We start from the raw sequence: 20532 nt of genomic DNA on the forward strand, positions 1-20532 counted from the left end.
TAAGGCGCGGTCCCGTGGGGGCCGCGCCGTCGTCGTTGAAGTCTGGATTGTATGGGTGTGGCCTCAGGCGGCGAGCCGGGTCCTGACCTCTGCCGCGGACGGGTTGGTGGCCGCGGTGCCGTCCGGGAACAGCACGGTGGGGACGGTGCGGTTGCCGCCGTTGAGCTTCTCCACGAGGTCGGCGGTGCCTTCGACTTCTTCGATGTTGATCTCGGTGTAACCGATGCCCTGGGCGTCCAGCTGCTTCTTCAGCCGGTTGCAGTAGCCGCACCAGGTGGTCGAAAACATGGTGATGGTGCCGGATTCGGGGGTGAAGTCCACGAAGTTTCTCCTCGGTGCTCGTCATAGGCGTGTTTCGTCGCCAGGGTGTCGTTCGCTTCAACCGTAACCCGCAGCCGGCTATTCCCGGGTGGCGGATCCCCAGGTGGCATGCTGGTGCCATGTGTGGACGCTATGTGATGGCCCGGGCCGTCGGAGACCTGCTGGCAGAGTTCGACGCCGGGCTCGAGGCAGAGATCGCGATTCCGCCGTCCTGGAATGTCGCCCCGACGGCGGACGTGCCGATCCTGCTGGAACGGCTGGTGGACGGCGGGGCGGTCCGCCAGCTCCATCTGGCGCGCTGGGGGCTGGTGCCGCCCTGGGCCACGGACCCGGGGGTCGGCCCCAGGATGATCAACGCCCGCAGCGAGAGCGTGCTGGAGAAGCCGGCGTTCCGGAAGGCCGTCCGGTCCCGGCGCTGCGCGGTACCCGCGGACGGCTACTACGAATGGAAAGCAGGGGAAGGGCGCAGCAAGCAGCCGTACTACGTGCGCCCCAGGGACGGTTCCCCCATGATGTTCGCCGGCCTGTACGAATGGTGGCGGGACCCGTCCAGGGCGGCGGGGGATCCGGAGCGCTGGCTGCTCTCGGCCTCGATCCTGACCACGGATTCGCCGCCGGAAGGCTACGCCGGCGGAGGGCTTGCCGAACTCACCGCCCTGCATGACCGGCTGCCGGTGGCGATGGACAGCGCGGCCATCCAGGCCTGGCTGGACCCGCACGCCGCCGACCCCGCCGCCCTCGTGGGGCTGGTCCGGGCCGGGGCGCACGGGGCCGCGCAGGGCTGGAGGATCGACGCCGTCGGCACCGCCGTCGGAAACGTCAGGAACGACTCCGCCGGGCTCATCCAGCCGCTGGGGAGCCTTTTTTAGAGCATGACCGTGCCGGCGGCGTCGACCGCCCAGGTGGGGTTGAAGGCCACCTCCCAGCGGAAACCGTCCGGATCGGCGAAGTATCCCGTGTAGCCGCCCCAGGGCTGGGTTTTCGGCGCGGCCACGATGCTGGCCCCGGCAGCCTTGGCCTCCGCCATCACCGCGTCCACTTGAGCCGCGCTGCCCAGATTGTGGCTCAGGGTGATGCAGGGAATCCCGTCAGGGCTGGACGTCCCGGCCTCCGCGTGCATCTGCGAGGCGTCCCAGAGGGAGAGGACGAGTCCATGATTGGCCTGGAGGAAGACGACCTCGCCGGGGGATTCCCGGAGGACACGCCAGCCCAGGCCGTCAACGTAGAAGCTGCGGGAGGCATCGACACTGCGGACGCCCAGGGAAATTAAGTCGACTCGTGGCTGCATCATTCGATACTGTCATCCCCATGCCCACAAATCACGGAGACGACAAAGATGCCCAGGCCGACAAGGAACAGCTCGCGGCGGTACGGGTGGCCGTTGACGAGGTGGATGAACAGATCGTCCTGCTGATCGGACGCCGCGAGCGGCTGATCCGGATCGCCGGTACCCTGAAGGAGGACAGCGCCCAGGTGCGTGCACCCGGACGGGTGGAGCGCGTGATCGAGCATGTCCGCGGGGTGGCGGAGAAGAAGGACATCGACGCCGACATCGTCGAAAAGACGTACCGGGCCATGACCGAGGCGTTCACCACGCTCGAACTGGAAGTGTACAAAGCCAGCAGCTGAGGCTGTCCGGCCCGCTACAGGGCCTCCTCGCTACAGGGCCTCCTCCACCGGGACATTGGCCTGGTACTCCCGGCCCTCCGCGTCGCTGAAAGCGCTCATCAGATGGCCCTTGGGCAGGCCCAGCACCGTGCTCAGGGGAAAGTGGCCCGTGATGGTGTTGCCGGAGTGTTCGACGCCCTTGAGGTCAAAGTTCTCCTCGGTCCCGTCGTGGCAGAAGCAGAAGAAGGACACGGCCTCGCCGTTCATGAACTCGATGCCCATCCTGCGTTGATGGGAATGGTCCGGGGTTGCCGCCACGAGCCCCACCACGTAGGCCCCCGATCCCGGAATATTTCCGTCTATATCGAACTTCGCCACCAGGGCGGTTTCCTTGGCGGCGATGCTTACGTGCTTGAGGAGTGCGTTATGGGAACTCATGGCTCAATCCTGCCCCCAGCGCCCCCGTCCGTCCACCCCTGACCTAGGTTTTGCCCCGCACCCGGCCTACACTGAAATCATTCGAAGATATGTTCGAATAATTACTTTGAGACTACTTCGAAAACTTGGGCCTGACCGCAGTCCCCGGCTTGAGCTACGCCGGGAACCCTGCGGCCGGGCTGTTCCGGGAGGCAAACATGGGCATGTTCAGCGAGTCGGTCGACGTCGTCTGCACACCCTCGGGCCGGCCCCTGAAGCTGGGGTGGGCCGGGCGGCACTACACCGTCTGCGCGGAGCCGGTCCGCTGGTATGAGCGGCGCCAGTGGTGGGCAGAGGAAAGCCGGGCCCCGCTCGGCAGCGGGCCCGGCCTGGTGGACCACGAGATCTGGCGGGTCCAGGTGCGCCTGTCTGATCCGTCCCCGGATGGCGGGGCCCGGGGGGAGATCCTCACCCTTGACCTGTCCCGGCATGTCGGCAGCGGCCGCTGGAGGCTGCTGCGGATCCACGACGCCCTCCGGACCCTCCCGAAGCGGAGGAGGGCATGAGCTTCACGCATCTCCATGTCTCCACCGCCTACAGCGCCCACTACGGGGTCTCCTGGCCGGAGGAACTGGCCGCTGCGGCGGCCGCGGACGGAGCCACCGCGCTCGCCTGCACCGACCGCGACGGCCTGTACGGAACGGTCAAGCACCTGCTGGCCTGCATGGCGGCGGGACTGGACGCGGTCGTCGGGGTGGACCTGGCGGTCCTGGACGACGACGGCGACCTCCGCACCCAGGTGGGGGGACGCGTCGTCGTCCTCGCCCACGGGCACAACAACGGCGCCGGGTACCGGGCGCTGTGCCGGCTGATCTCCGACGCCCATGCCCGCACCACGGGCAAGGCCGGGGGCGCGGTGCCGGTGGCCGTGACCCGGGCGGAACTGGCCTCCCGCACCCTGCACCCGGAAACCCTGGACCCGGTGCTGACGGTCCTGCTCGGGCCGGACTCCGACGTCGGACGCGCCATGCGCGGACGGCGCTACCTGCGTCCCCGCACCCTGTTCAAACGCTGGCTGGACGCCATGCCGCCGGGAACCCTCGCCGCCGAGGTGGTCTCGCAGCTGAGCCCGCCCGGTGAGCCCCTGAGCACCGCCCATGCGGTGCGGATGCTCAAGCTCGCCGCCGAACACGGGGTGCCCGCCGTGCTGAGCAACGCCGTGCGGTACGCCGCCGAGGACGGCGCGGCCACCGCGGACGTGCTGGACTCCGCCCGGACCCTGAAATCCCTCCCCGAACTCTCCGCCGCCCCGCAGCTCCAGCCCAACGGGCAGGCCTGGCTCAAATCACCGGCGCAGATGCTGGCGCTGGGCAAGGAGATCATGCATGCCGCCGGGTACGGGAGGACGGACCTCAAACGGCTCATGGCCCAGACCGAGGCGCTCGCGGACCGCTGCCGGATGGACCCGGCCACCGACATGGGCTGGAAACAGCCGGTGGTCCCGGAAGCCTCCGTGATCGGGATTGCCGGGGATCCCCTCGTGGAGCTGGCCCAGCGCTGCGAGGCCGGAATCGGCCGCCGGTTCCCGGGGATCGCCGGGAAACCCGCCGAAGCGCTGCGCGCCCGGCTGGAGCACGAACTGGGGATCATCGGCAGCCTGGGCTTCGCCGCCTACTTCCTGACCGTCGCCGAGGTCTCCCGGATGATCCTGGACCTGGGGGTCCGGGCCGCCGCCCGCGGCTCGGGCGCCTCGAGCCTGGTCAACTACCTGATCGACGTCAGCCAGGTCAACCCGCTCCAGCACGACCTCATCTTCGAACGCTTCCTCTCCCGGGACCGCGCCACCCTGCCGGACATCGACATCGACGTCGAAAGCGCCGAACGGCACAACGTCTACCGCAAGATCTTTGCCCGCTTCGGGGCCGAACGCGTCACGCTGATGAGCATGCAGAACGGCTACCGCGCCCGCGGTGCCGTGCGCGACGCCGGCCAGGCGCTGGGCATGGACGACGGCGAGGTCGGTGAAATCGCCAAGCAGCTGTGGCGGTTTTCGGCCCGGAACTTCCGCGAGGCCCTCGCGGAGAAGCCGGAGCTGCGGGAATTCGCCGGCAGGGTGGAGCAGCGCGATTTCACCGAAAACCAGCAGCTGGACCTGCTGGTGGACCTCACGGAACGGCTGGACCGGCTGCCGCGCCACATCTCCATGCACCCGTGCGGGGTCATCCTGGGGGATGCCACCCTGCTGGACCGCACCCCCGTCCAGCCCAGCGGCCTGGGCCTGCCCATGAGCCAGTTCGACAAGCACGACATGGACCCCATGGGGATGCTCAAGCTCGACGTGCTGGGGGTCCGGATGCAGAGCGCCATGGCCTTCGCCGTCCGGGAAGTGATCCGGCTCCATCCCTCCAAGGCCGAGGTGGTCGCGGCCGGGGCGCATCCGGCCGGCCCGGACGGGAACGGGCCGGACTACATCGCCGAGGACGGGCACATCGACCTGAACGCCGTCCCGCTCGATGACGAACCCACCTACGAGCTGATCCGCAGCACCCACACGCTGGGCTGCTTCCAGATTGAATCCCCGGGCCAGCGCGAACTGATCGGCAAACTGGCGCCGCGGGACTTCAACGACCTCATCATCGACATCTCGCTGTTCCGTCCGGGGCCGATGAAGTCGGACATGGTCCGGCCCTTCCTGGAACACCGGCACGGCTTCGCCCCCGAGGTGTACCCGCACCCGGACCTCAAACCGGTGCTTCAGGAGACCCACGGGGTGACCGTCTTTCACGAGCAGATCCTGAAGACCTTCGACGTGATGACCGGGTGCGGGCTGGCGCGGGCCGACGAATTCCGCCGCGCGCTGGGCAACGAGGTGCTCGAGGGACAGGTGGAGGAGTTCTTCCGGAAGGAGGCCCGGGCCAGGAGGTACGCCCCCGAGGTGGTGGACAAGGTCTGGGGCACCCTGAAGGCCTTCGGCAGCTTTGGCTTCTGCAAGGCCCACGGGGCTGCCTTTGCCGTCCCCACCTACCAGTCGGCCTGGCTCAAGACGCACCACCCGGAAGCATTCCTCGCCGGGCTCTGGGAACACGATCCCGGCATGTATCCCAAACGGCTCCTGGTGGCCGAGGCGCGGCGGCTGGGGATCCCCATCCTGCCGCTGGACATCAACAGGAGCCAGGCCGAGTACCGGGTGGAGCGGGTCGCCGCCGGCCCGGACCGGGGCAGGCTGGGCATCCGGCTGAGCCTCAGCGGCATCTACGGGCTGTCCGGCGCCGAACTGAAGAGGATCGTCGCGGCCCAGCCCTACGACTCGCTGGCGGATCTGCGGGCCCGGTCCCGGCTGAGCCGGCCGGGCATCCAGCGGCTCGCCCAGCTGGGGGCCTTCGACTCCCTGCACCGGGCGTCCGGGGGAGCCGCGAACCGTGCGGACCTGGTCCGGCACCTGCAGGACCTCCAGCACCGCCCGCAGCGGAAGGGTGTGGAGGTCATCGAGGGCCAGCTGGCCCTGCCGCTGGGCGACGTCGAGCTGAAAAACCTGAAAGCGGAGCTGCCCGCACCCAGCATGGTGGAGACCGTCCGGACCGAACTGGACCTGATGGCCGTGGACGTCAGCGAACACCTGATGGCCAGCCACCGTCCCCTGCTGGACAGGCTGGGCGTCACCACGGCGGACAAGCTGCTGGGGCTGCGCAACGGCACCGAGGTGCTGGTGGCCGGGGTCCGGGTCGCCACCCAGACGCCGCCCATGCGCGGCGGCCGCCGGGTGGTGTTCATCAGCGTCGACGACGGGACCGGCTGCGTGGACTCGGTCTTCTTTCATGAGGCCCAGGAACAGGCCGGGCCCCTGCTGTTCGGCACCCGGCTGCTGCTGATCCGGGGCACCACCCGCCGGACCGGGCCCCGGGGGATCAGCATCAGCGCCAGCATGGCCTGGGACCTCAGCCGTACCGGGACCCTGCCATTCCCAGGCGCCGCGTTGGTTGGCCTATCCGGAAACCGATAGCATGGACGAGGCTGGCTGTGGTCCCCGTACGCCGCAAGCTATGAAGCCTAAAACTTTGAATAGGAGACACCCGTGTCAGATGCCCAGCAGATCACCCTTCTCGTCGACGGCGAAGAGACCAAGGTGGCTACCGGGACCACCGGCGCGGAACTCTTTTTTGAGCGCCGCGACGTCGTGGTGGCCCGGGTCAACGGCGAGTTGAAGGACCTGGACCAGCCGCTGCCCGAGGACGCCACGGTCGAGGGCGTCACCATCGGTTCCCCCGACGGGCTCAACGTGCTGCGCCACTCCACGGCCCACGTCATGGCCCAGGCAGTCCAGCAGCTGCGCCCCGACGCCAGGCTCGGGATCGGCCCCTACATCACCGACGGCTTCTACTTCGACTTCGACGTCGAGGAGCCGTTCACCCCGGAAGACCTGCGTCAGCTGGAAAAGATGATGCAGAAGATCATCAACCAGAACCAGAAGTTCGTCCGCCGCGTCGTCAGCGAGGACGAGGCCCGGGAGGCCATGAAGGACGAGCCCTACAAGCTCGAGCTCCTGGGCCGGAAAAACGACGCCGCCGACGCCGGGGAAGGCGTCAACGTCGAGGTGGGCGCCGGGGACATCACCATCTACGACAACGTGGACCGCAAGAGCGGGGACAGCGTCTGGTGCGATCTGTGCCGCGGCCCGCACCTGCCGAACACCAAGCTGATCTCCAACGCCTTCGCCCTGACCCGGTCGTCTGCCGCCTACTGGCTGGGAAACCAGAACAACCAGCAGCTGCAGCGCATCTACGGCACCGCCTGGCCCACCAAGGACGCCCTCAAGGCCTACCAGGAGCGGATCGCCGAGGCCGAGCGCCGCGACCACCGCAAGCTGGGCGCCGAGCTGGACCTGTTCTCCTTCCCGGACGAGCTGGGCTCCGGCCTGCCGGTGTTCCACCCCAAGGGCGGCATCATCCGCAAGGCCATGGAGGACTACTCCCGCCAGCGCCACGTGGACGCCGGCTACGACTTCGTCTACACGCCCCACATCACCAAGGGGCACCTCTACGAGGTGTCCGGCCACCTGGACTGGTACAAGGAGGGCATGTTCCCGCCGATGCACATCGACGCGGAACTCAACGAGGACGGAACGGTCCGCAAGCCCGGCCAGGACTACTACCTGAAGCCGATGAACTGCCCCATGCACAACCTGATCTTCCGCTCGCGCGGCCGCTCCTACCGTGAGCTGCCCCTGCGGCTGTTCGAATTCGGCTCCGTGTACCGGTACGAAAAGTCCGGCGTGGTGCACGGCCTCACCCGCGTGCGCGGCATGACCCAGGACGATGCCCACATCTACTGCACCCGCGAGCAGATGAAGGACGAGCTCACCACCACGCTGAACTTTGTCCTCGGCCTGCTCAAGGACTACGGCCTGGACGATTTCTACCTGGAGCTTTCCACCAGGAACGAGGACAAGTTCGTGGGCGAGGACGCTGCCTGGGACGAAGCCACGCGCACCCTGGCGGAAGTGGCCGAAGCCTCGGGCCTCGACCTGGTCCCGGATCCGGGCGGGGCCGCGTTCTACGGCCCCAAGATCTCCGTCCAGACGAAAGATGCCCTGGGCCGGACCTGGCAGATGTCGACCATCCAGCTGGACTTCAACCTGCCGGAGCGCTTCGAACTCGAGTTCCAGGCGGCCGACGGCACGCGCCAGCGCCCGGTGATGATCCACCGCGCCCTGTTTGGCTCGGTGGAGCGATTCATGGGCGTCCTGACGGAGCACTACGCCGGCGCCTTCCCGGCCTGGCTCGCTCCTGTGCAGGTGGTGGCGATTCCGGTGGCGGAGGCGTTCAACGACTACCTGTTCGACGTCGTCGGCCAGCTCAAGGCGGCGGGCATCCGTGCCGAGGTGGACATCTCCTCGGACCGCTTCCCGAAGAAGATCCGCACGGCCAGCAAGGACAAAGTCCCGTTCGTGCTGATCGCCGGCGGGGACGACGCCGACGCCGGCGCGGTGTCCTTCCGCTTCCGCGACGGAAGCCAGGACAACGGCGTGCCGGTGGCCGAGGCTGTCCAGCGGATCGTCGACGCCGTCCGCAACCGGACCAGCTAGCGATTCGGAAGGGCAAGGCGTGCAGGAGAGGACAGTGCAGGAGAGGTCCGGTGCCGGACCGGAGTATCCGGGCGACGACGCCGTGACGGACGACTTCGGCCTGGCCGGGGTCCCGGACGCGTTCCAGCGGCTGTGGACCCCGCACCGGATGGCGTACATCAAGGGCGGCCAGCACCAGTTCAAGAACCAGGACGACTGCCCGTTCTGCGTCGCACCCGAGCGCCAGGACGAGGATTCGCTGATCGTGTACCGGGGCCGGACCAGCTACGTCGTGCTGAACCTGTTCCCGTACAACCCCGGCCACCTGCTGGTCTGCCCGTACCGGCACATTCCCGACTACACGGACCTGACCGTGGAGGAGACCGCGGAATTCGCCGAGCTGACCCAGACGGCCATGCGCGTGCTGCGCAAGGTGGCAAACCCCGCCGGCTTCAACCTCGGCATGAACCAGGGCGTGGCGGGCGGCGCAGGGGTGGCCGCCCACCTGCACCAGCACGTGGTGCCGCGCTGGGGCGGGGACGGCAACTTCTTCCCCGTCATCGCCCAGACCAAGGCCATCACCCAGACGCTCGGCGAAGTCCGGCAGCAGGTCGCGGAGGCCTGGCCCCAGGCATCCGGTGCGGGGCGGACTTCCGCCGGGGCGACGGATGCTGAATAGGCACGCCCGCGGCTTTTTCACCGCGCTGTTCACCCCTCTTGCCCGGTGGCTGCTGAGGATCGGCGTCTCCCCGGACGCCGTCACCATTGTGGGCACCCTGGGCGTGGTGGCCGGCGCGCTCGTGCTGTACCCGCTGGGCCATCTGTGGTGGGGGACGCTGTTCATCACCGTCTTCATCTTCTCCGACGTCGTCGACGGCATCATGGCGCGGATGCAGGAAAGCGGCGGCCGCTGGGGCAACTTCCTCGACTCCACCCTGGACCGGGTGGCGGACGGTGCCCTGTTCGCCGGCGTCGCTGTCTGGTTCTTCACCGGAGGCGCCGACACGCCGATCGCGATTGCCGCCGTCGTCTGCCTGGTGCTGGGCATGGTGGTCTCCTATGCGCGGGCGAAGGCCGAGGCCCTGGGCTTCCGGGCCAACGTCGGGATCGCGGAGCGGGCCGAGCGGCTGGTGTCCGTGCTGGTGGTCACCGGGTTCACCGGCCTGGGCCTGCCCACCGTGGTGCTGTTCGGCACGCTGTGCCTCCTGGCCGCGGCCAGCCTCGTGACGGTGGTGCAGCGGATCATCGCGGTGCACCGCCAGTGGCTCGGGGAAAACGAAGGAACCGCCTCGGAGAAGGCCGCCTGAGCGCAGCAGCCGGCCGCCGTAACCTAAGATTCCGCCGGATTCCGCCGGGTCGCGGCGGGGGACTAGTATTGTCCTTACCGGCCAATGGATCCGGTAATCCGGAGCGCGCAGTTGAGGCATTCGCGTGCCGCCCGTGCCCCGGCGAGGTCATCTATCTACCCATAGGGGTTTTTGTGTCTACACCTGATGTAAGCAGCGAAGCCGGCGCGTCCGCCAAGAACGTGACGGGCAGCAGCCGCGTCAAGCGCGGCATGGCCGAGATGCTCAAGGGCGGCGTCATCATGGACGTCGTCAACGTCGAGCAGGCCCGCATTGCCGAGGATGCCGGCGCCGTGGCCGTCATGGCGCTCGAGCGCGTTCCCGCCGATATCCGCGCGCAGGGCGGCGTGTCCCGCATGTCCGATCCGGACATGATCGACAAGATCATCGATGCCGTGTCCGTGCCGGTCATGGCGAAGGCCCGGATCGGCCACTTCGTCGAGGCGCAGGTCCTGCAGTCGCTCGGCGTGGACTACATCGACGAGTCCGAGGTCCTGACCCCGGCCGACTACACCAACCACATCGACAAGTGGAAATTCACCGTTCCCTTCGTCTGCGGCGCCACCAACCTCGGCGAGGCCCTGCGCCGCATCAACGAGGGCGCGGCCATGATCCGTTCCAAGGGCGAGGCCGGCACCGGGGACGTCTCCAACGCCACCACGCACATGCGCCAGATCCGCGCCGAGATCGCCAAGCTGGCCGGCATGGCCGAGGACGAGCTGTACGTCGCCGCCAAGGAACTGCAGGCCCCGTACGACCTGGTCAAGGAGGTTGCCGCGTCCGGCAGGCTCCCCGTGGTCCTGTTCACCGCCGGCGGCATCGCCACCCCGGCCGACGCCGCCATGATGATGCAGCTCGGCGCCGACGGCGTGTTCGTCGGCTCCGGCATCTTCAAGTCCGGCAACCCGGCCCAGCGTGCCGCCGCCGTCGTGAAGGCCACCACCTTCTTCGACGACCCGGACGAGATCGCCAAGGCCTCCCGCGGCCTGGGCGAAGCGATGGTCGGCATCAACGTGGACGAGATCCCGCAGCCGCACCGCCTCGCCGAGCGCGGCTGGTAAGAAAACTAAAGCACTGCCCGACGGCGGCCGGTCACCTCTTTGGTGGCCGGCCGCCGTCGTTCATTCCACCCAAGTAACTCGCAGTTGTTGCCGTTTTCAGGGCTCAAAACGACAACAAGTGCGAGCCAGTTGGGTTGGACCCGAGAGGCTAGTCGAGGCCGCGGCGCCTGAGAAGCGGTTCCAGGACGGCGTCGCGGCCGCGGAAGGCGCGGAACGATTCCAGGGGATCGCGGCTGTTGCCGCGGGACAGCACCTCGGCGCGGAAAAAGTCCCCGTTGGCCCGGGTGAGCCCGCCGTTCTCCTTGAACCATTCCACCGTGTCGGCGTCCAGCACCTCGCTCCAGATGTAGGAGTAGTAGCCTGCCGCGTAGCCGTCCCCCGCGAAGATGTGCTGGAAGTAGCCGGTGCGGTAGCGCGGCGGGATCAGGGCGTGCGCCACCCCGGCCGCGGCCAGTGCCTTGGCCTCGAACTCCAGGGCGTCCGCGGGCACGTCCGTGCCGTCCAGCACGTGCCACGCGAGATCCAGCAGCGCCGCACCCAGGTATTCGGTGGTGCCGAAGCCTTCCCCCCAGAGCCTGGCGGCGTCGAGCTTGTCCGCGATCTCCTGGGGCAGCGCCTCGCCGGTGGCGTGGTGCCGTGCGTAGTTCGCCAGGACCTCCGGCCACAGGATCCACATTTCATTCACCTGCGAGGGGTACTCCACGAAGTCCCGCGGCACCGACGTGCCGGAGAACCGCGGGTAGCTGACGGAGGAGAAGAGTCCGTGCAGGGCGTGGCCGAACTCGTGGAACGTGGTGCGGAGCTCGTCCAGGGTCAGCAGGGTGGGCTCGCCGGCCGGCGGCCTGGAGATGTTGAGGTTGTTGATCACCACGGTCCGGGTGTCCAGCAGCCCGGACTGGTCCACGAGCGAGTTCATCCAGGCCCCGCCGCGCTTGGATTCACGGGTGTAGTAGTCGCCCAGGAACAGGCCCAGTTCCGTGCCGTCGGGGTTCCGGACCTCCCAGACGCGCACGTCGGGGTGGTAGCCGGCGAGGTCGCTGCGTTCATGGAAGGTGATGCCGTACAAGGCGTTGGCGGCAAAGAACACGCCGTCGTCGAGCACCCGGTCCAGCTCGAAGTAGGGGCGGAGGGCCTGCTCGTCCACGGCGTACCGTTCGCGCTTGACCTTCGCGGAGTAGTAGGCCCAGTCCCAGGCCTCGAGCGGGTGGCCGGCGATTTCCGCCAGCGCATCCGCCTCGGCGTCGGCATTCCGGACGGCGGCCGGCGCCAGGCGGTTCAGCATGGTCCGCACCGCCTCAAAGTCCGGCGCCGTCTGCCGGTCCACGGTGAGTTCGGCGTAATTGGCGAAGCCGAGCAGGACGGCCTTCTCGGCGCGCAGCCCGACCATGTCCTTCACCAGGTCCAGCACGTCGAGGCCGCCGCCGCCGCTGCCGCGGCCGATGGAGGCCTCGTACAGGCGCCGGCGGACCCCGCGGTCCGCCAGGGCGGCCAGGGCAGGCTGGTTGCTCGGCTGGATGAGGGTGAGCAGGAACTTGCCCTCATGGCCCGCCGTGCGGGCCGCTTCCGCGGCGCTGGCGATGTCGTCCGCCGGGAGGCCCGCGAGGTCTGCGGCGTCATCCAGCAGCAGGGCCGCGGACTTCATCCCGTCCTTGACGCGCTGGCCGAATTCGGTGCCCAGCCGGGACAGTTCGGCATTGACGGCCTTGAGCCGCTCCTGGCCGGCGTCGTCGAGCGCGATGCCGGACTGGCGGAACTCCTTGAGGTACTCCTCCACGAGCCGGGCGGATTCGGCGTCCAGCTGCCCGGTGGTGATCGCGGCGAAGCGCTCGAAGAGTCCCCGGTTGAGGTAGACAGCGTCCTGGTGGGCCGAGAAGCGCGGGGACAGCACGGTCTCCAGCTCCCGGATCGTGTCCGTGGCGTCGGCCGAAACGAGGGTGAAGAACGCCGCGGCCGCGCGCTGCAGCAGCTGTCCGGACCGTTCCATGGCGACGGCTGTGTTCTCGAACGACGCAGGATCGGGGTTGTCCACGATCTCCTGGATTTCGGCCAGATGCCCGGCCAGGCCGGCGTCGACGGCTTCCGTGTAGTGCGCGTCCTCGATGTCCGCGAACGGCGGCAGGCCGAACGGCAGGGGGCTGGGGCTCAGGAAGGGATTGGTCATGAATGACTCTTTCATGTGATGCGCGGGTTCTCAACGGCTTGCTGAGCGTGTTGGGAGGACCCGCGCCGTAGGATGGGCGGCATGGGGAAGATTAACAGCACGCCGCGCGCACGGCCGCGCCGCCTGCGCAGTAGTTTGCACGGGGCCCTGCACGGCAGTTTGCGCGGCGGTCTGCGCGGCAGATTGTTTGCCGCCGCCGCAGCAGTATCGCTCGTGGCTTCGCTGGCCTCCTGCGGCATCGTCAGCCAGCAGGACAATAACCCGACACCGACGCCGGCTGCCGGCGGGACCACTGCCGGCGGGCGCGCAGCGGCGCAGAGCGGGCCGCCGTCGGGCACGCCTGCCCCGACGCCTACCCCGGTCCCGACGCCGACCCCGGGGAAGGGGCCCGCGTGCCCCGCCGTCCGCTGCGCGTCGGTGCTGGTCACCGGCGACATGCTGGTCCACGCCCAGCTCTGGGAGCAGGCCCGCGCCGACGCCCTCGCGGCGGGTGCCAAGGGCCTGGACTTCCTTCCGCTGCTGGAAGGCCAGCGGAAGTACCTCGAGAAGAGCGACCTCGCGGTCTGCCACCAGGAAACGCCGGTGGCGGAACCGACCGGACCCTTCTCGGCCTACCCCTCCTTCAACGTTCCGCCGCAGATCATCTTCGCGGCCCGCCAAGTGGGCTACCAGGCCTGCACCACGGCCAGCAACCACACCATTGACCGAGGCACGGAAGGGCTGGTCCGCACCCTGGACGCCCTGGACGCTGCCGGGCTGCAGCACACCGGCTCCTACCGGACCGAGGCCGACTCACAGGGCGTCCTGATCCTGCAGACCGCGGCCGCGAAAATCGCCGTGATCGAGGCCGCCTACGGGCTCAACGGCCAGGTCCCGGAGCAGGCGTGGCAGGTGGACATGCTCGATCCCGACGCCATGATCGCCAAGGCGAAGAAGGCGCGGGCGCTCGGTGCGGACATCGTGCTGGGCGTCATGCACGCCGGTGATGAATATTCCAGCGCCCCCAACGCCGAACAGCAGGATGTCGCCCACGCCCTTGTGGACAGCGGGCAGTTCACCATGATCTACGGGCACCACACGCACTCGGTGCTGCCGATCGAGCAGTACAAGGGGACCTGGATCGTGTACGGCCTGGGCAACGGCATCACCGAACTGTCGCCGAGCTATGTGGTGAACAACGAGGGACTGCTGGTCCGGGCCCAGTTCAGCCAGGATTCCGACGGGAAGTGGGCCGCCTCGGACCTGGCCTGGGCGCCGTCGGTCATTGTCCACGGACCCTACCGCTGGTGCTCCGTCGCGTCCGACGCCCCGCAGGGTCCCTGCGCCGGTGCCGCGGCCGACGCCGCCACCCGCCAGCGCACCCGGGCCGTGGTCGAGTCGATGGGCGCCGCGACGGCGGGAGCCCACGAACTGCTCATCACCCGGGAGCCGTAGGGCGGCTGAGCCGCAAACTCAGCGCGGCCGGCGGGCGGCGTGTTCCCGGGCGAGGACGGCGTAGGAGTCGTCCGGGGTGCCGGGGGTGAAGGTGCCGTATTTGCGTTCGACGGCGGTCCGGACCAGGAAGTCGGCCACGGCCGGGTTCTTGGGCAACAGCGAGCCGTGCAGGTAGCTCGCCACGATGTTCCGGTAGCGGGCGCCTTCCTGGCCGTCGGTGCTGTTGTTGCCGGTGCCCTTGGCCGTCGTGCCGAGCGGTTCGACGCCCGGGCCCAGGGTGGTCTGGCCGCTGTGGTTCTCGTAGCCGAGGATGGTGCCGAACTCCGGCGAGGCCACCGAGACGTTGCCGATCAGCCGCTGGTCGGTGCCGTGCGTCTCGACGTCCAGGATGCCGATGCCCGGAATGACGGAGCCGAGCCGGGTCTTGAAGAACTTCCCGAAGAGCTGGTACAGCCCGCAGATCACCAGCATCGGGGTGCCGTCCTCGGCGAGCTGCTTCAGCGTCGACTCCCGCGAGAGGAGATCGTCCTTGATGACCAGCTGGCCGCTGTCCTGCCCGCCGCCGCCGACGATCAGGTCAACGTTCGCGGGGAAGTCGTCCCCGGGGTTGTACTCGAGCAGTTCCGGCGTGTAGCCGTGCCAGCGCAGCCGCTGCGCCAGGACCAGGGCATTGCCCCAGTCGCCGTAGATGTTCATGTCGCGCGGGTACAGCTGCAGGACCCGGATGGTTCCCTTGCCCGGCGCGGGGGACTCCCCGGGCAGTTCGTGTCCGGAACGCGGGGTCATGAGACCACCTCCACTGTGGTGATTTTGGACAGCTCGCGGCGGATGGCCAGCATGGCGGTGTAGGTGCAGAAGATCCGCTTCGGCTGGCCCGCGCCGCCGCGGATGAAGGCGGCCAGCGCGGGCGCGATCTCGGTGTCCACCGCGCCGATGGCGACGTCGTCGTACTGCAGCCGGAGGGCCATGTCATAGGCGCGGGAGCCGGTCAGCTGGTCCACCCCGGCATCGCGGAGCGTGTCGAATTCGACGTCCCACAGCCAGGACATGTCCCGGCCGTCGGCGTAGTTGTCGTTGATCGCGATCATGGTCGCGTAGCCCGCGGCGGGGAAGGACTTCAGGCCCAGCCGGAAGCCGCTGGGGTTCTTGACCAGGACCAGTTCCAGCGGCAGCCCGTCCACCACGAGGCTTTCGCCGCGCCCGAATGCCGGGGCCACCCGGGCCAGGGCAGCCAGCAGGCCGGCGTTGTCCGCCACGGCAGTCTTGCCCCGGCCGGCGTCGCGCGCCGCGATGGCCCGGGCCAGGGTCAGCGCGGCGGCCGCATTGAAGATGTTGTAGACGCCGCGCAGCTTCATGGACGTGGTGACCGTGACGCCGTCGTACTCGAAGTCCGCATCGTCCACACCCACCCGGCGCAGCACGACGTCGGCGTGCGGCCTTTGGGGGGCAGCCGGCGCCGGGCGGCCGGGGGCCGCCCGCATCTCGTCGTCGTTGGGGAACGTGCTCAGGAGCGAGTCGTCGAGGCCGAAGTAGAGCACCGCGGGCCCGTCCAGGGTTTCCGCGATCCGGGCGACCCGCGGGTCCTCCCGGTTCAGGACGACGGTTCCGGTCGTTTTGGAGGCAACGTGCTGCAGCAGCTCGGCGGTCTTGTCGATCTCGCCGAACCGGTCCAGCTGGTCGCGGAGGACGTTGAGCAGCAGGCTGTAGCGCGGCGGGACCCGGTTGACGAAGTGCACGGCGTGCGCTTCGTCCAGTTCCAGCACCGCGACGTCGGCCGTGAGCCGTCCCCGCCAGTCGACCTCACCCAGCAGGGCGGCGGCGACGCCGCGGGTGAAGTTGCTGCCGGTGCGGTTGGTGAAGACCCTCAGGCCCTGGCTTTCCAGCAGCGCCACGACCATCTTCGTGGTGGTCGTCTTGCCGTTCGTGCCGCTGACGACCGCGACGCCGAGCGGCAGGGTGGACAGCGTCCGCGCCATGAAGCCGGGGTCGATTTTCTCGACCACCAGGCCGGGAAGGGCAGAGCCGCCGCCCCTGAGCCGGGAAACCCGGCGGACGAGCTTGCCGAGCGGAACACTGAAGTAAAACATGCTTTGTAATATATCCCAGCGGCGGCAGGGAGGTCCGCCGCGGGGCGGCGGCGCGTGCGGCTCCGGAAAGCGCTTAGCACTAAGCTGGTCCGATGACCACCCCCACTTCTGCGCTGGAATCCCGCGCGGGTGCAGGCCTGCGGATCGGCGTCCTGGCACTCCAGGGCGATTTCCGTGAACACCTGCACGCCGTCGAGGCCGCCGGCGCCACCGGCACCGCCGTCCGCCGCCCGTCCGAACTGGACGGGCTGGACGGGCTCATCATTCCGGGCGGCGAATCGACCACCATCGACAAGCTCTCGAGGATCTTCGGCCTCCGGGAGCCCCTGCGGGACCGCATCCGGGCCGGGCTGCCCGTCTACGGCTCCTGCGCCGGCATGATCCTGCTGGCGGAGGAGATCACGGACCCGGCGACGGACCTGTCCGGGGCTCCGCAGCAGACCTTCGGCGGCCTGGACATCACGGTGCGCCGCAACGCCTTTGGCCGGCAGCGCGAATCCTTCGAGACCGATCTTGACTTCAAGGGCCTCGAGTTCAGCGCCGACGAGAACGGCGTGGCCCCGGTGCACGCCGTCTTCATCCGTGGACCGTGGGTGGAGCGGGTGGGCGAGGGCGTGGAGGTCCTGGCCCAGGTGGAACCGTCCGAGGCGGGCCACCCCGAATCCCTGCAGGGGACGGCTAGAATTGTTGCAGTACGTTCCGGCAAGCTGCTGGCCACCTCCTTCCACCCGGAAGTGACGGGGGAGAAGCGGGTGCATGAACTGTTTATCCGGATGATCAGAGGGGAAGTTTAACGCATGTCAGGCCACTCCAAATGGGCGACGACCAAGCACAAGAAGGCCATCCTCGACAGCCGCCGGGCCAAGTCGTTCGCCAAGCTGATCAAGAACATCGAAGTCGCCGCGCGGATGGGCGGACCGGATCTTGCAGGCAACCCCGGCCTGGAACTGGCTGTCACCAAGGCCAAGAAGACCTCGGTCCCCGCTGACAACATCGACCGCGCCATCAAGCGCGGAGCCGGCCTCACCGGCGAGGTCGTGGACTACTCCGAAATCATGTACGAGGCCCGCGGACCGCAGGGTTCGGCTTTGCTGATCGAGTGCCTCACGGACAACAAGAACCGTGCCGCTTCGGAAGTCCGCCTCGCCATCTCCCGCAACGGCGGCACCATCGCCGACCCCGGTTCGGTGAGCTACCTGTTCAGCCGCAAGGGCGTTGTTTCCCTGCAGAAGAACGGACTGACCGAGGATGACGTCCTGATGGCGGTCCTCGACGCCGGTGCCGAGGAAGTCAAGGACAACGGCGACAGCTTCGAGATCCACTCCGAGCCGACCGACCTGCAGGGAATCCGCGACGCGCTCAAGGAAGCCGGAATCGAATACGACACCGACGAGGCCGAATTCGTGCCCTCGATGCAGGTGCCGCTGGACCTTGAAGCCGCCAAGAAGTTCATGAAGCTCGTCGATGCCCTTGAGGACCTGGATGACGTCCAGAACGTCTACAGCAACGCCGACCTCAGCGACGAAGTGCAGGCCGCACTGGAAGCCGAGTGACCCTCCGCGTCCTCGGCGTCGACCCGGGCCTCACCCGTTGCGGGATCGGCGTCGTGGACGTGGAAAAGAACCGCCGGGCCACGATGGTGGCGTTCGGCGTCGTCGGCACCTCACCGGAACAGGGCCTTGACCAGCGGCTGCTGGTGATTGCCGACGCCATTGATGAGTGGCTGGACCGGTACGAACCGCACGTCATGGCCGTCGAGCGCGTCTTTTCGCAGCTCAACGTCAGCACTGTGATGGGGGTGGCGCAGGCCTCGGGAGTGGTCATTGCCGCCGCGGCGCGCCGCGGCATCCCGGTGGCCCTGCACACGCCGTCGGAGGTCAAGGCCGCGGTCACGGGCAGCGGAACCTCGAACAAGGACGCCGTCACCAAACTGGTCACCAAGATCCTCCGGCTTGACGCCCCGCCCCGCCCCGCCGACGCCGCCGACGCCCTGGCCCTGGCCATCACGCACGCCTGGCGGGCCGGCAGCGGGGCTTCCAACACGGGCGCAGCCACCACCGGACCGGGCAGCCAGTCGCTGACCCCGGCGCAGCGTGCCTGGGCGGACGCGGAGGCGAAAGCGCGCCGTGCGCGGTGAATCGCCGACTGTGCCGCCGCAGAGCTTGGTACGCTATTCGTAGATATGTTCGGATAGCCGGGTAGTCCGGCTGTACTTCAGGAGCCCGGCTTTGATCAGTTTTCTTCGCGGAACCGTAGCGCACGTCGGACTGGCCTCCGCCGTGATCGACCTCAACGGTGCCGGCATGAGCGTGAACGCCACGCCGCAGACCCTCAGCAGCCTCCGGGCGGGTGAAGAGGGGAAGCTCTTCACCTCGCTGATCGTGCGGGAGGACTCCCTGACCCTCTACGGCTTCGGCAGCGATGACGAACGCGAGGTGTTCGATGTCCTGCTCAGCGTCAGCGGCGTCGGGCCCCGGCTGGCGCTGGCCGTCCTGGCCGTCCACGAACCCGAAGCCATCCGCGTCGCCGCGCACTCCGGCGACGGCAAGGCCTTCACCAAGGTGCCCGGGATCGGGCCCAAGGTGGCGGGCCGGATCGTGCTGGAACTGGCCGGGAAACTGGTCCCGCACGGGACCGGTGCCGGCACCGCCACCGGCACCGCCCCGGCGGCCTCCGCGGAAGCCGCCTGGAAGCCCCAGGTCATCGCCGCCATGACCAGCCTGGGCTGGTCCGAAAAGGACGCCACCGCCAGCATCGACAAGTCCCTCGCCGATTCACCCGAGGTGGCAGAGAAGGGCAACGTGGCGGAGATCCTGCGCACCACCCTCCGCTGGCTGGGCCAGGACGGCGCGCGCGCCGGGAACCGGGTAGGCGCCCGTGGCTGAGCCGTCGTTCGTGGCCGGGGGAGAGGAGCCGGAGGAACGGGCCATCGAGGCAGCCCTCAGGCCCAAGAACCTGCATGACTTCGTCGGCCAGCACCGGGTACGCAAACAGTTGTCCCTCGTGCTGGAAGCCTCGCGGATGCGCGGCCGCAGTGCGGACCACGTCCTGCTGTCCGGTCCGCCGGGACTGGGCAAGACCACCCTGTCGATGATCATCGCCGCGGAAATGAACGCCCCGCTGCGGATCAGCAGCGGCCCGGCGATCCAGCACGCCGGGGACCTGGCCGCCATCCTGTCCTCGCTCTCCGAGGGCGAAGTCCTCTTCCTCGACGAGATCCACCGCATGTCCCGCCCGGCCGAGGAAATGCTGTACATGGCCATGGAAGACTTCCGGGTCGATATCGTGGTCGGCAAGGGTGCCGGTGCCACCGCCATCCCGCTCGAACTGCCGCCCTTCACGCTGGTCGGCGCCACCACCCGCGCCGGGCTCCTTCCGGGCCCGCTGCGGGACAGGTTCGGCTTCACCGGCCACCTGGAGTTCTATTCGGTCGAGGAGCTGGAACTCGTGCTCCGGCGCTCCGCCGGGCTGCTGGACCTCAAGGTCAACTCCGCCGGCTTCAGTGAGATCGCCGGACGGTCCCGGGGCACGCCCCGCATCGCCAACCGGCTCCTGCGCCGCGTCCGCGACTGGGCGCTGGTCCACGGCATCGAGCAGATTGACGCCCGGGCAGCCTCGGCAGCGCTGGACATGTATGAAGTCGACAAGCGCGGCCTGGACCGCCTGGACCGCGCCGTCCTCGAGGCGCTGATCACCAAGTTCGGCGGCGGCCCGGTGGGCTTGTCCACCCTTGCCATCGCCGTCGGCGAAGAGACGGAAACCGTTGAAACGGTGGCCGAGCCCTATCTGGTCCGTGAAGGCCTGCTGGGCCGTACGCCCCGGGGCCGGATCGCCCTTGCACCGGCGTGGACCCACCTTGGCTTCGCGGTACCTGCCGGGGTCTTCGCGCAGGATCCCCTGGAGCTGTTCCAGGCAGCCGACCCCGGTGCTGAAAACGGCGATGAACTCGGCGATGAACTCGGTGAAGAAGCCGGTCCGGAACGGATCCGCAACGCCCAATAGCCCCGGCCTGCCCTTTTCCCTTTAGACTGGAATG

Annotated in this window: 20 protein-coding genes; 14 read left to right on the forward strand and 6 right to left on the reverse strand. The window is 68.7% G+C overall.

Features of this window, described 5'->3' with window-relative positions; all coding sequences use genetic code 11:
• Positions 1-63: 63 nt before the first annotated feature.
• On the reverse strand, positions 64-321 hold the full coding sequence (locus ACQCSZ_RS07595; protein WP_211880287.1) for a mycoredoxin: 258 nt from the start codon (positions 319-321) through the stop codon (positions 64-66).
• Positions 322-440: 119 nt separating this feature from the next.
• Between ACQCSZ_RS07595 and ACQCSZ_RS07600 the strand changes: the two genes are divergently transcribed.
• Entirely contained in the window at positions 441-1190 is a 750-nt protein-coding gene (locus ACQCSZ_RS07600) for an SOS response-associated peptidase (protein WP_427007422.1), read from the forward strand.
• Here ACQCSZ_RS07600 and ACQCSZ_RS07605 read toward each other — a convergent pair.
• On the reverse strand, positions 1187-1609 hold the full coding sequence (locus ACQCSZ_RS07605) for a VOC family protein (RefSeq protein WP_427008276.1): 423 nt from the start codon (positions 1607-1609) through the stop codon (positions 1187-1189). The two genes, ACQCSZ_RS07600 and ACQCSZ_RS07605, sit on opposite strands and share 4 nt — an antisense overlap.
• Positions 1610-1629: 20 nt before the next feature.
• Between ACQCSZ_RS07605 and ACQCSZ_RS07610 the strand changes: the two genes are divergently transcribed.
• Positions 1630-1950, forward strand: coding sequence for a chorismate mutase (locus ACQCSZ_RS07610; RefSeq protein WP_427007423.1), 321 nt, complete (start codon positions 1630-1632; stop codon positions 1948-1950).
• A 30-nt stretch (positions 1951-1980) separates the two neighbouring features.
• Here ACQCSZ_RS07610 and ACQCSZ_RS07615 read toward each other — a convergent pair whose 3' ends face one another.
• Positions 1981-2367, reverse strand: a complete 387-nt coding sequence (locus ACQCSZ_RS07615) for a hypothetical protein (protein ID WP_427007424.1) — start codon at positions 2365-2367, stop codon at positions 1981-1983.
• Between the two features lie 197 nt (positions 2368-2564).
• On the opposite strand from ACQCSZ_RS07615, the gene ACQCSZ_RS07620 reads away from it, so the two are divergent.
• The 6 genes from ACQCSZ_RS07620 to pdxS all read left to right on the forward strand — a co-directional run bounded on the left by ACQCSZ_RS07620 (position 2565) and on the right by pdxS (position 10814).
• On the forward strand, positions 2565-2912 hold the full coding sequence (locus ACQCSZ_RS07620) for a DUF6504 family protein (protein ID WP_427008277.1): 348 nt from the start codon (positions 2565-2567) through the stop codon (positions 2910-2912).
• A complete protein-coding gene (locus ACQCSZ_RS07625) occupies positions 2909-6346 on the forward strand; it encodes a DNA polymerase III subunit alpha (protein WP_427007425.1) in 3438 nt (1145 codons plus the stop codon). Before ACQCSZ_RS07620 ends, ACQCSZ_RS07625 begins: the two co-directional genes overlap by 4 nt.
• A gap of 72 nt (positions 6347-6418) precedes the next feature.
• Complete coding sequence (thrS, locus tag ACQCSZ_RS07630) at positions 6419-8428, forward strand: threonine--tRNA ligase (protein ID WP_427007426.1); 2010 nt, start codon at positions 6419-6421, stop codon at positions 8426-8428.
• 34 nt (positions 8429-8462) lie between these two features.
• Positions 8463-9086 carry an HIT family protein gene (locus ACQCSZ_RS07635; RefSeq protein ID WP_427007427.1) on the forward strand — a complete coding sequence of 208 codons (624 nt, stop codon included), beginning with the start codon at positions 8463-8465 and terminating at the stop codon, positions 9084-9086.
• Positions 9076-9714 carry a phosphatidylinositol phosphate synthase gene (pgsA, locus tag ACQCSZ_RS07640; protein ID WP_211880271.1) on the forward strand — a complete coding sequence of 213 codons (639 nt, stop codon included), beginning with the start codon at positions 9076-9078 and terminating at the stop codon, positions 9712-9714. Before ACQCSZ_RS07635 ends, pgsA begins: the two co-directional genes overlap by 11 nt.
• Positions 9715-9887: 173 nt before the next feature.
• Positions 9888-10814 (forward strand): pyridoxal 5'-phosphate synthase lyase subunit PdxS, encoded by a 927-nt coding sequence (gene pdxS, locus ACQCSZ_RS07645; RefSeq protein WP_427007428.1) that lies wholly within the window; start codon positions 9888-9890, stop codon positions 10812-10814.
• Positions 10815-10962: 148 nt separating this feature from the next.
• On the opposite strand, the gene ACQCSZ_RS07650 is transcribed toward pdxS, so the two are convergent.
• The gene (locus ACQCSZ_RS07650; protein ID WP_427007429.1) at positions 10963-12975 is read right to left on the reverse strand and encodes a M3 family metallopeptidase; all 2013 of its coding nucleotides are present in this window, start codon (positions 12973-12975) and stop codon (positions 10963-10965) included.
• 81 nt (positions 12976-13056) lie between these two features.
• Here ACQCSZ_RS07650 and ACQCSZ_RS07655 point away from each other — a divergent pair, with 81 nt between their 5' ends.
• Complete coding sequence (locus ACQCSZ_RS07655; protein ID WP_427007430.1) at positions 13057-14409, forward strand: CapA family protein; 1353 nt, start codon at positions 13057-13059, stop codon at positions 14407-14409.
• 18 nt (positions 14410-14427) lie between these two features.
• On the opposite strand, the gene ACQCSZ_RS07660 is transcribed toward ACQCSZ_RS07655, so the two are convergent.
• Complete coding sequence (locus ACQCSZ_RS07660; protein WP_427007431.1) at positions 14428-15195, reverse strand: type 1 glutamine amidotransferase; 768 nt, start codon at positions 15193-15195, stop codon at positions 14428-14430.
• The gene (locus ACQCSZ_RS07665; protein ID WP_427007432.1) at positions 15192-16496 is read right to left on the reverse strand and encodes a MurT ligase domain-containing protein; all 1305 of its coding nucleotides are present in this window, start codon (positions 16494-16496) and stop codon (positions 15192-15194) included. Before ACQCSZ_RS07665 ends, ACQCSZ_RS07660 begins: the two co-directional genes overlap by 4 nt.
• Before the next feature lie 92 nt (positions 16497-16588).
• Here ACQCSZ_RS07665 and pdxT point away from each other — a divergent pair, with 92 nt between their 5' ends.
• From pdxT to ruvB, 5 genes are all read left to right on the forward strand, one after another.
• The gene (pdxT, locus tag ACQCSZ_RS07670) at positions 16589-17290 is read left to right on the forward strand and encodes a pyridoxal 5'-phosphate synthase glutaminase subunit PdxT (RefSeq protein ID WP_427007433.1); all 702 of its coding nucleotides are present in this window, start codon (positions 16589-16591) and stop codon (positions 17288-17290) included.
• A 3-nt stretch (positions 17291-17293) separates the two neighbouring features.
• A complete protein-coding gene (locus ACQCSZ_RS07675) occupies positions 17294-18049 on the forward strand; it encodes a YebC/PmpR family DNA-binding transcriptional regulator (RefSeq protein ID WP_427007434.1) in 756 nt (251 codons plus the stop codon).
• Complete coding sequence (gene ruvC / locus ACQCSZ_RS07680; RefSeq protein WP_427007435.1) at positions 18046-18633, forward strand: crossover junction endodeoxyribonuclease RuvC; 588 nt, start codon at positions 18046-18048, stop codon at positions 18631-18633. Before ACQCSZ_RS07675 ends, ruvC begins: the two co-directional genes overlap by 4 nt.
• Before the next feature lie 91 nt (positions 18634-18724).
• On the forward strand, positions 18725-19381 hold the full coding sequence (gene ruvA / locus ACQCSZ_RS07685; RefSeq protein WP_427007436.1) for a Holliday junction branch migration protein RuvA: 657 nt from the start codon (positions 18725-18727) through the stop codon (positions 19379-19381).
• Entirely contained in the window at positions 19374-20498 is a 1125-nt protein-coding gene (gene ruvB / locus ACQCSZ_RS07690; protein ID WP_427007437.1) for a Holliday junction branch migration DNA helicase RuvB, read from the forward strand. Before ruvA ends, ruvB begins: the two co-directional genes overlap by 8 nt.
• The last annotated feature ends 34 nt before the right edge of the window (positions 20499-20532 follow it).

The organism is Pseudarthrobacter sp. H2, from assembly GCF_050157045.1.
Lineage (GTDB): Bacteria > Actinomycetota > Actinomycetes > Actinomycetales > Micrococcaceae > Arthrobacter.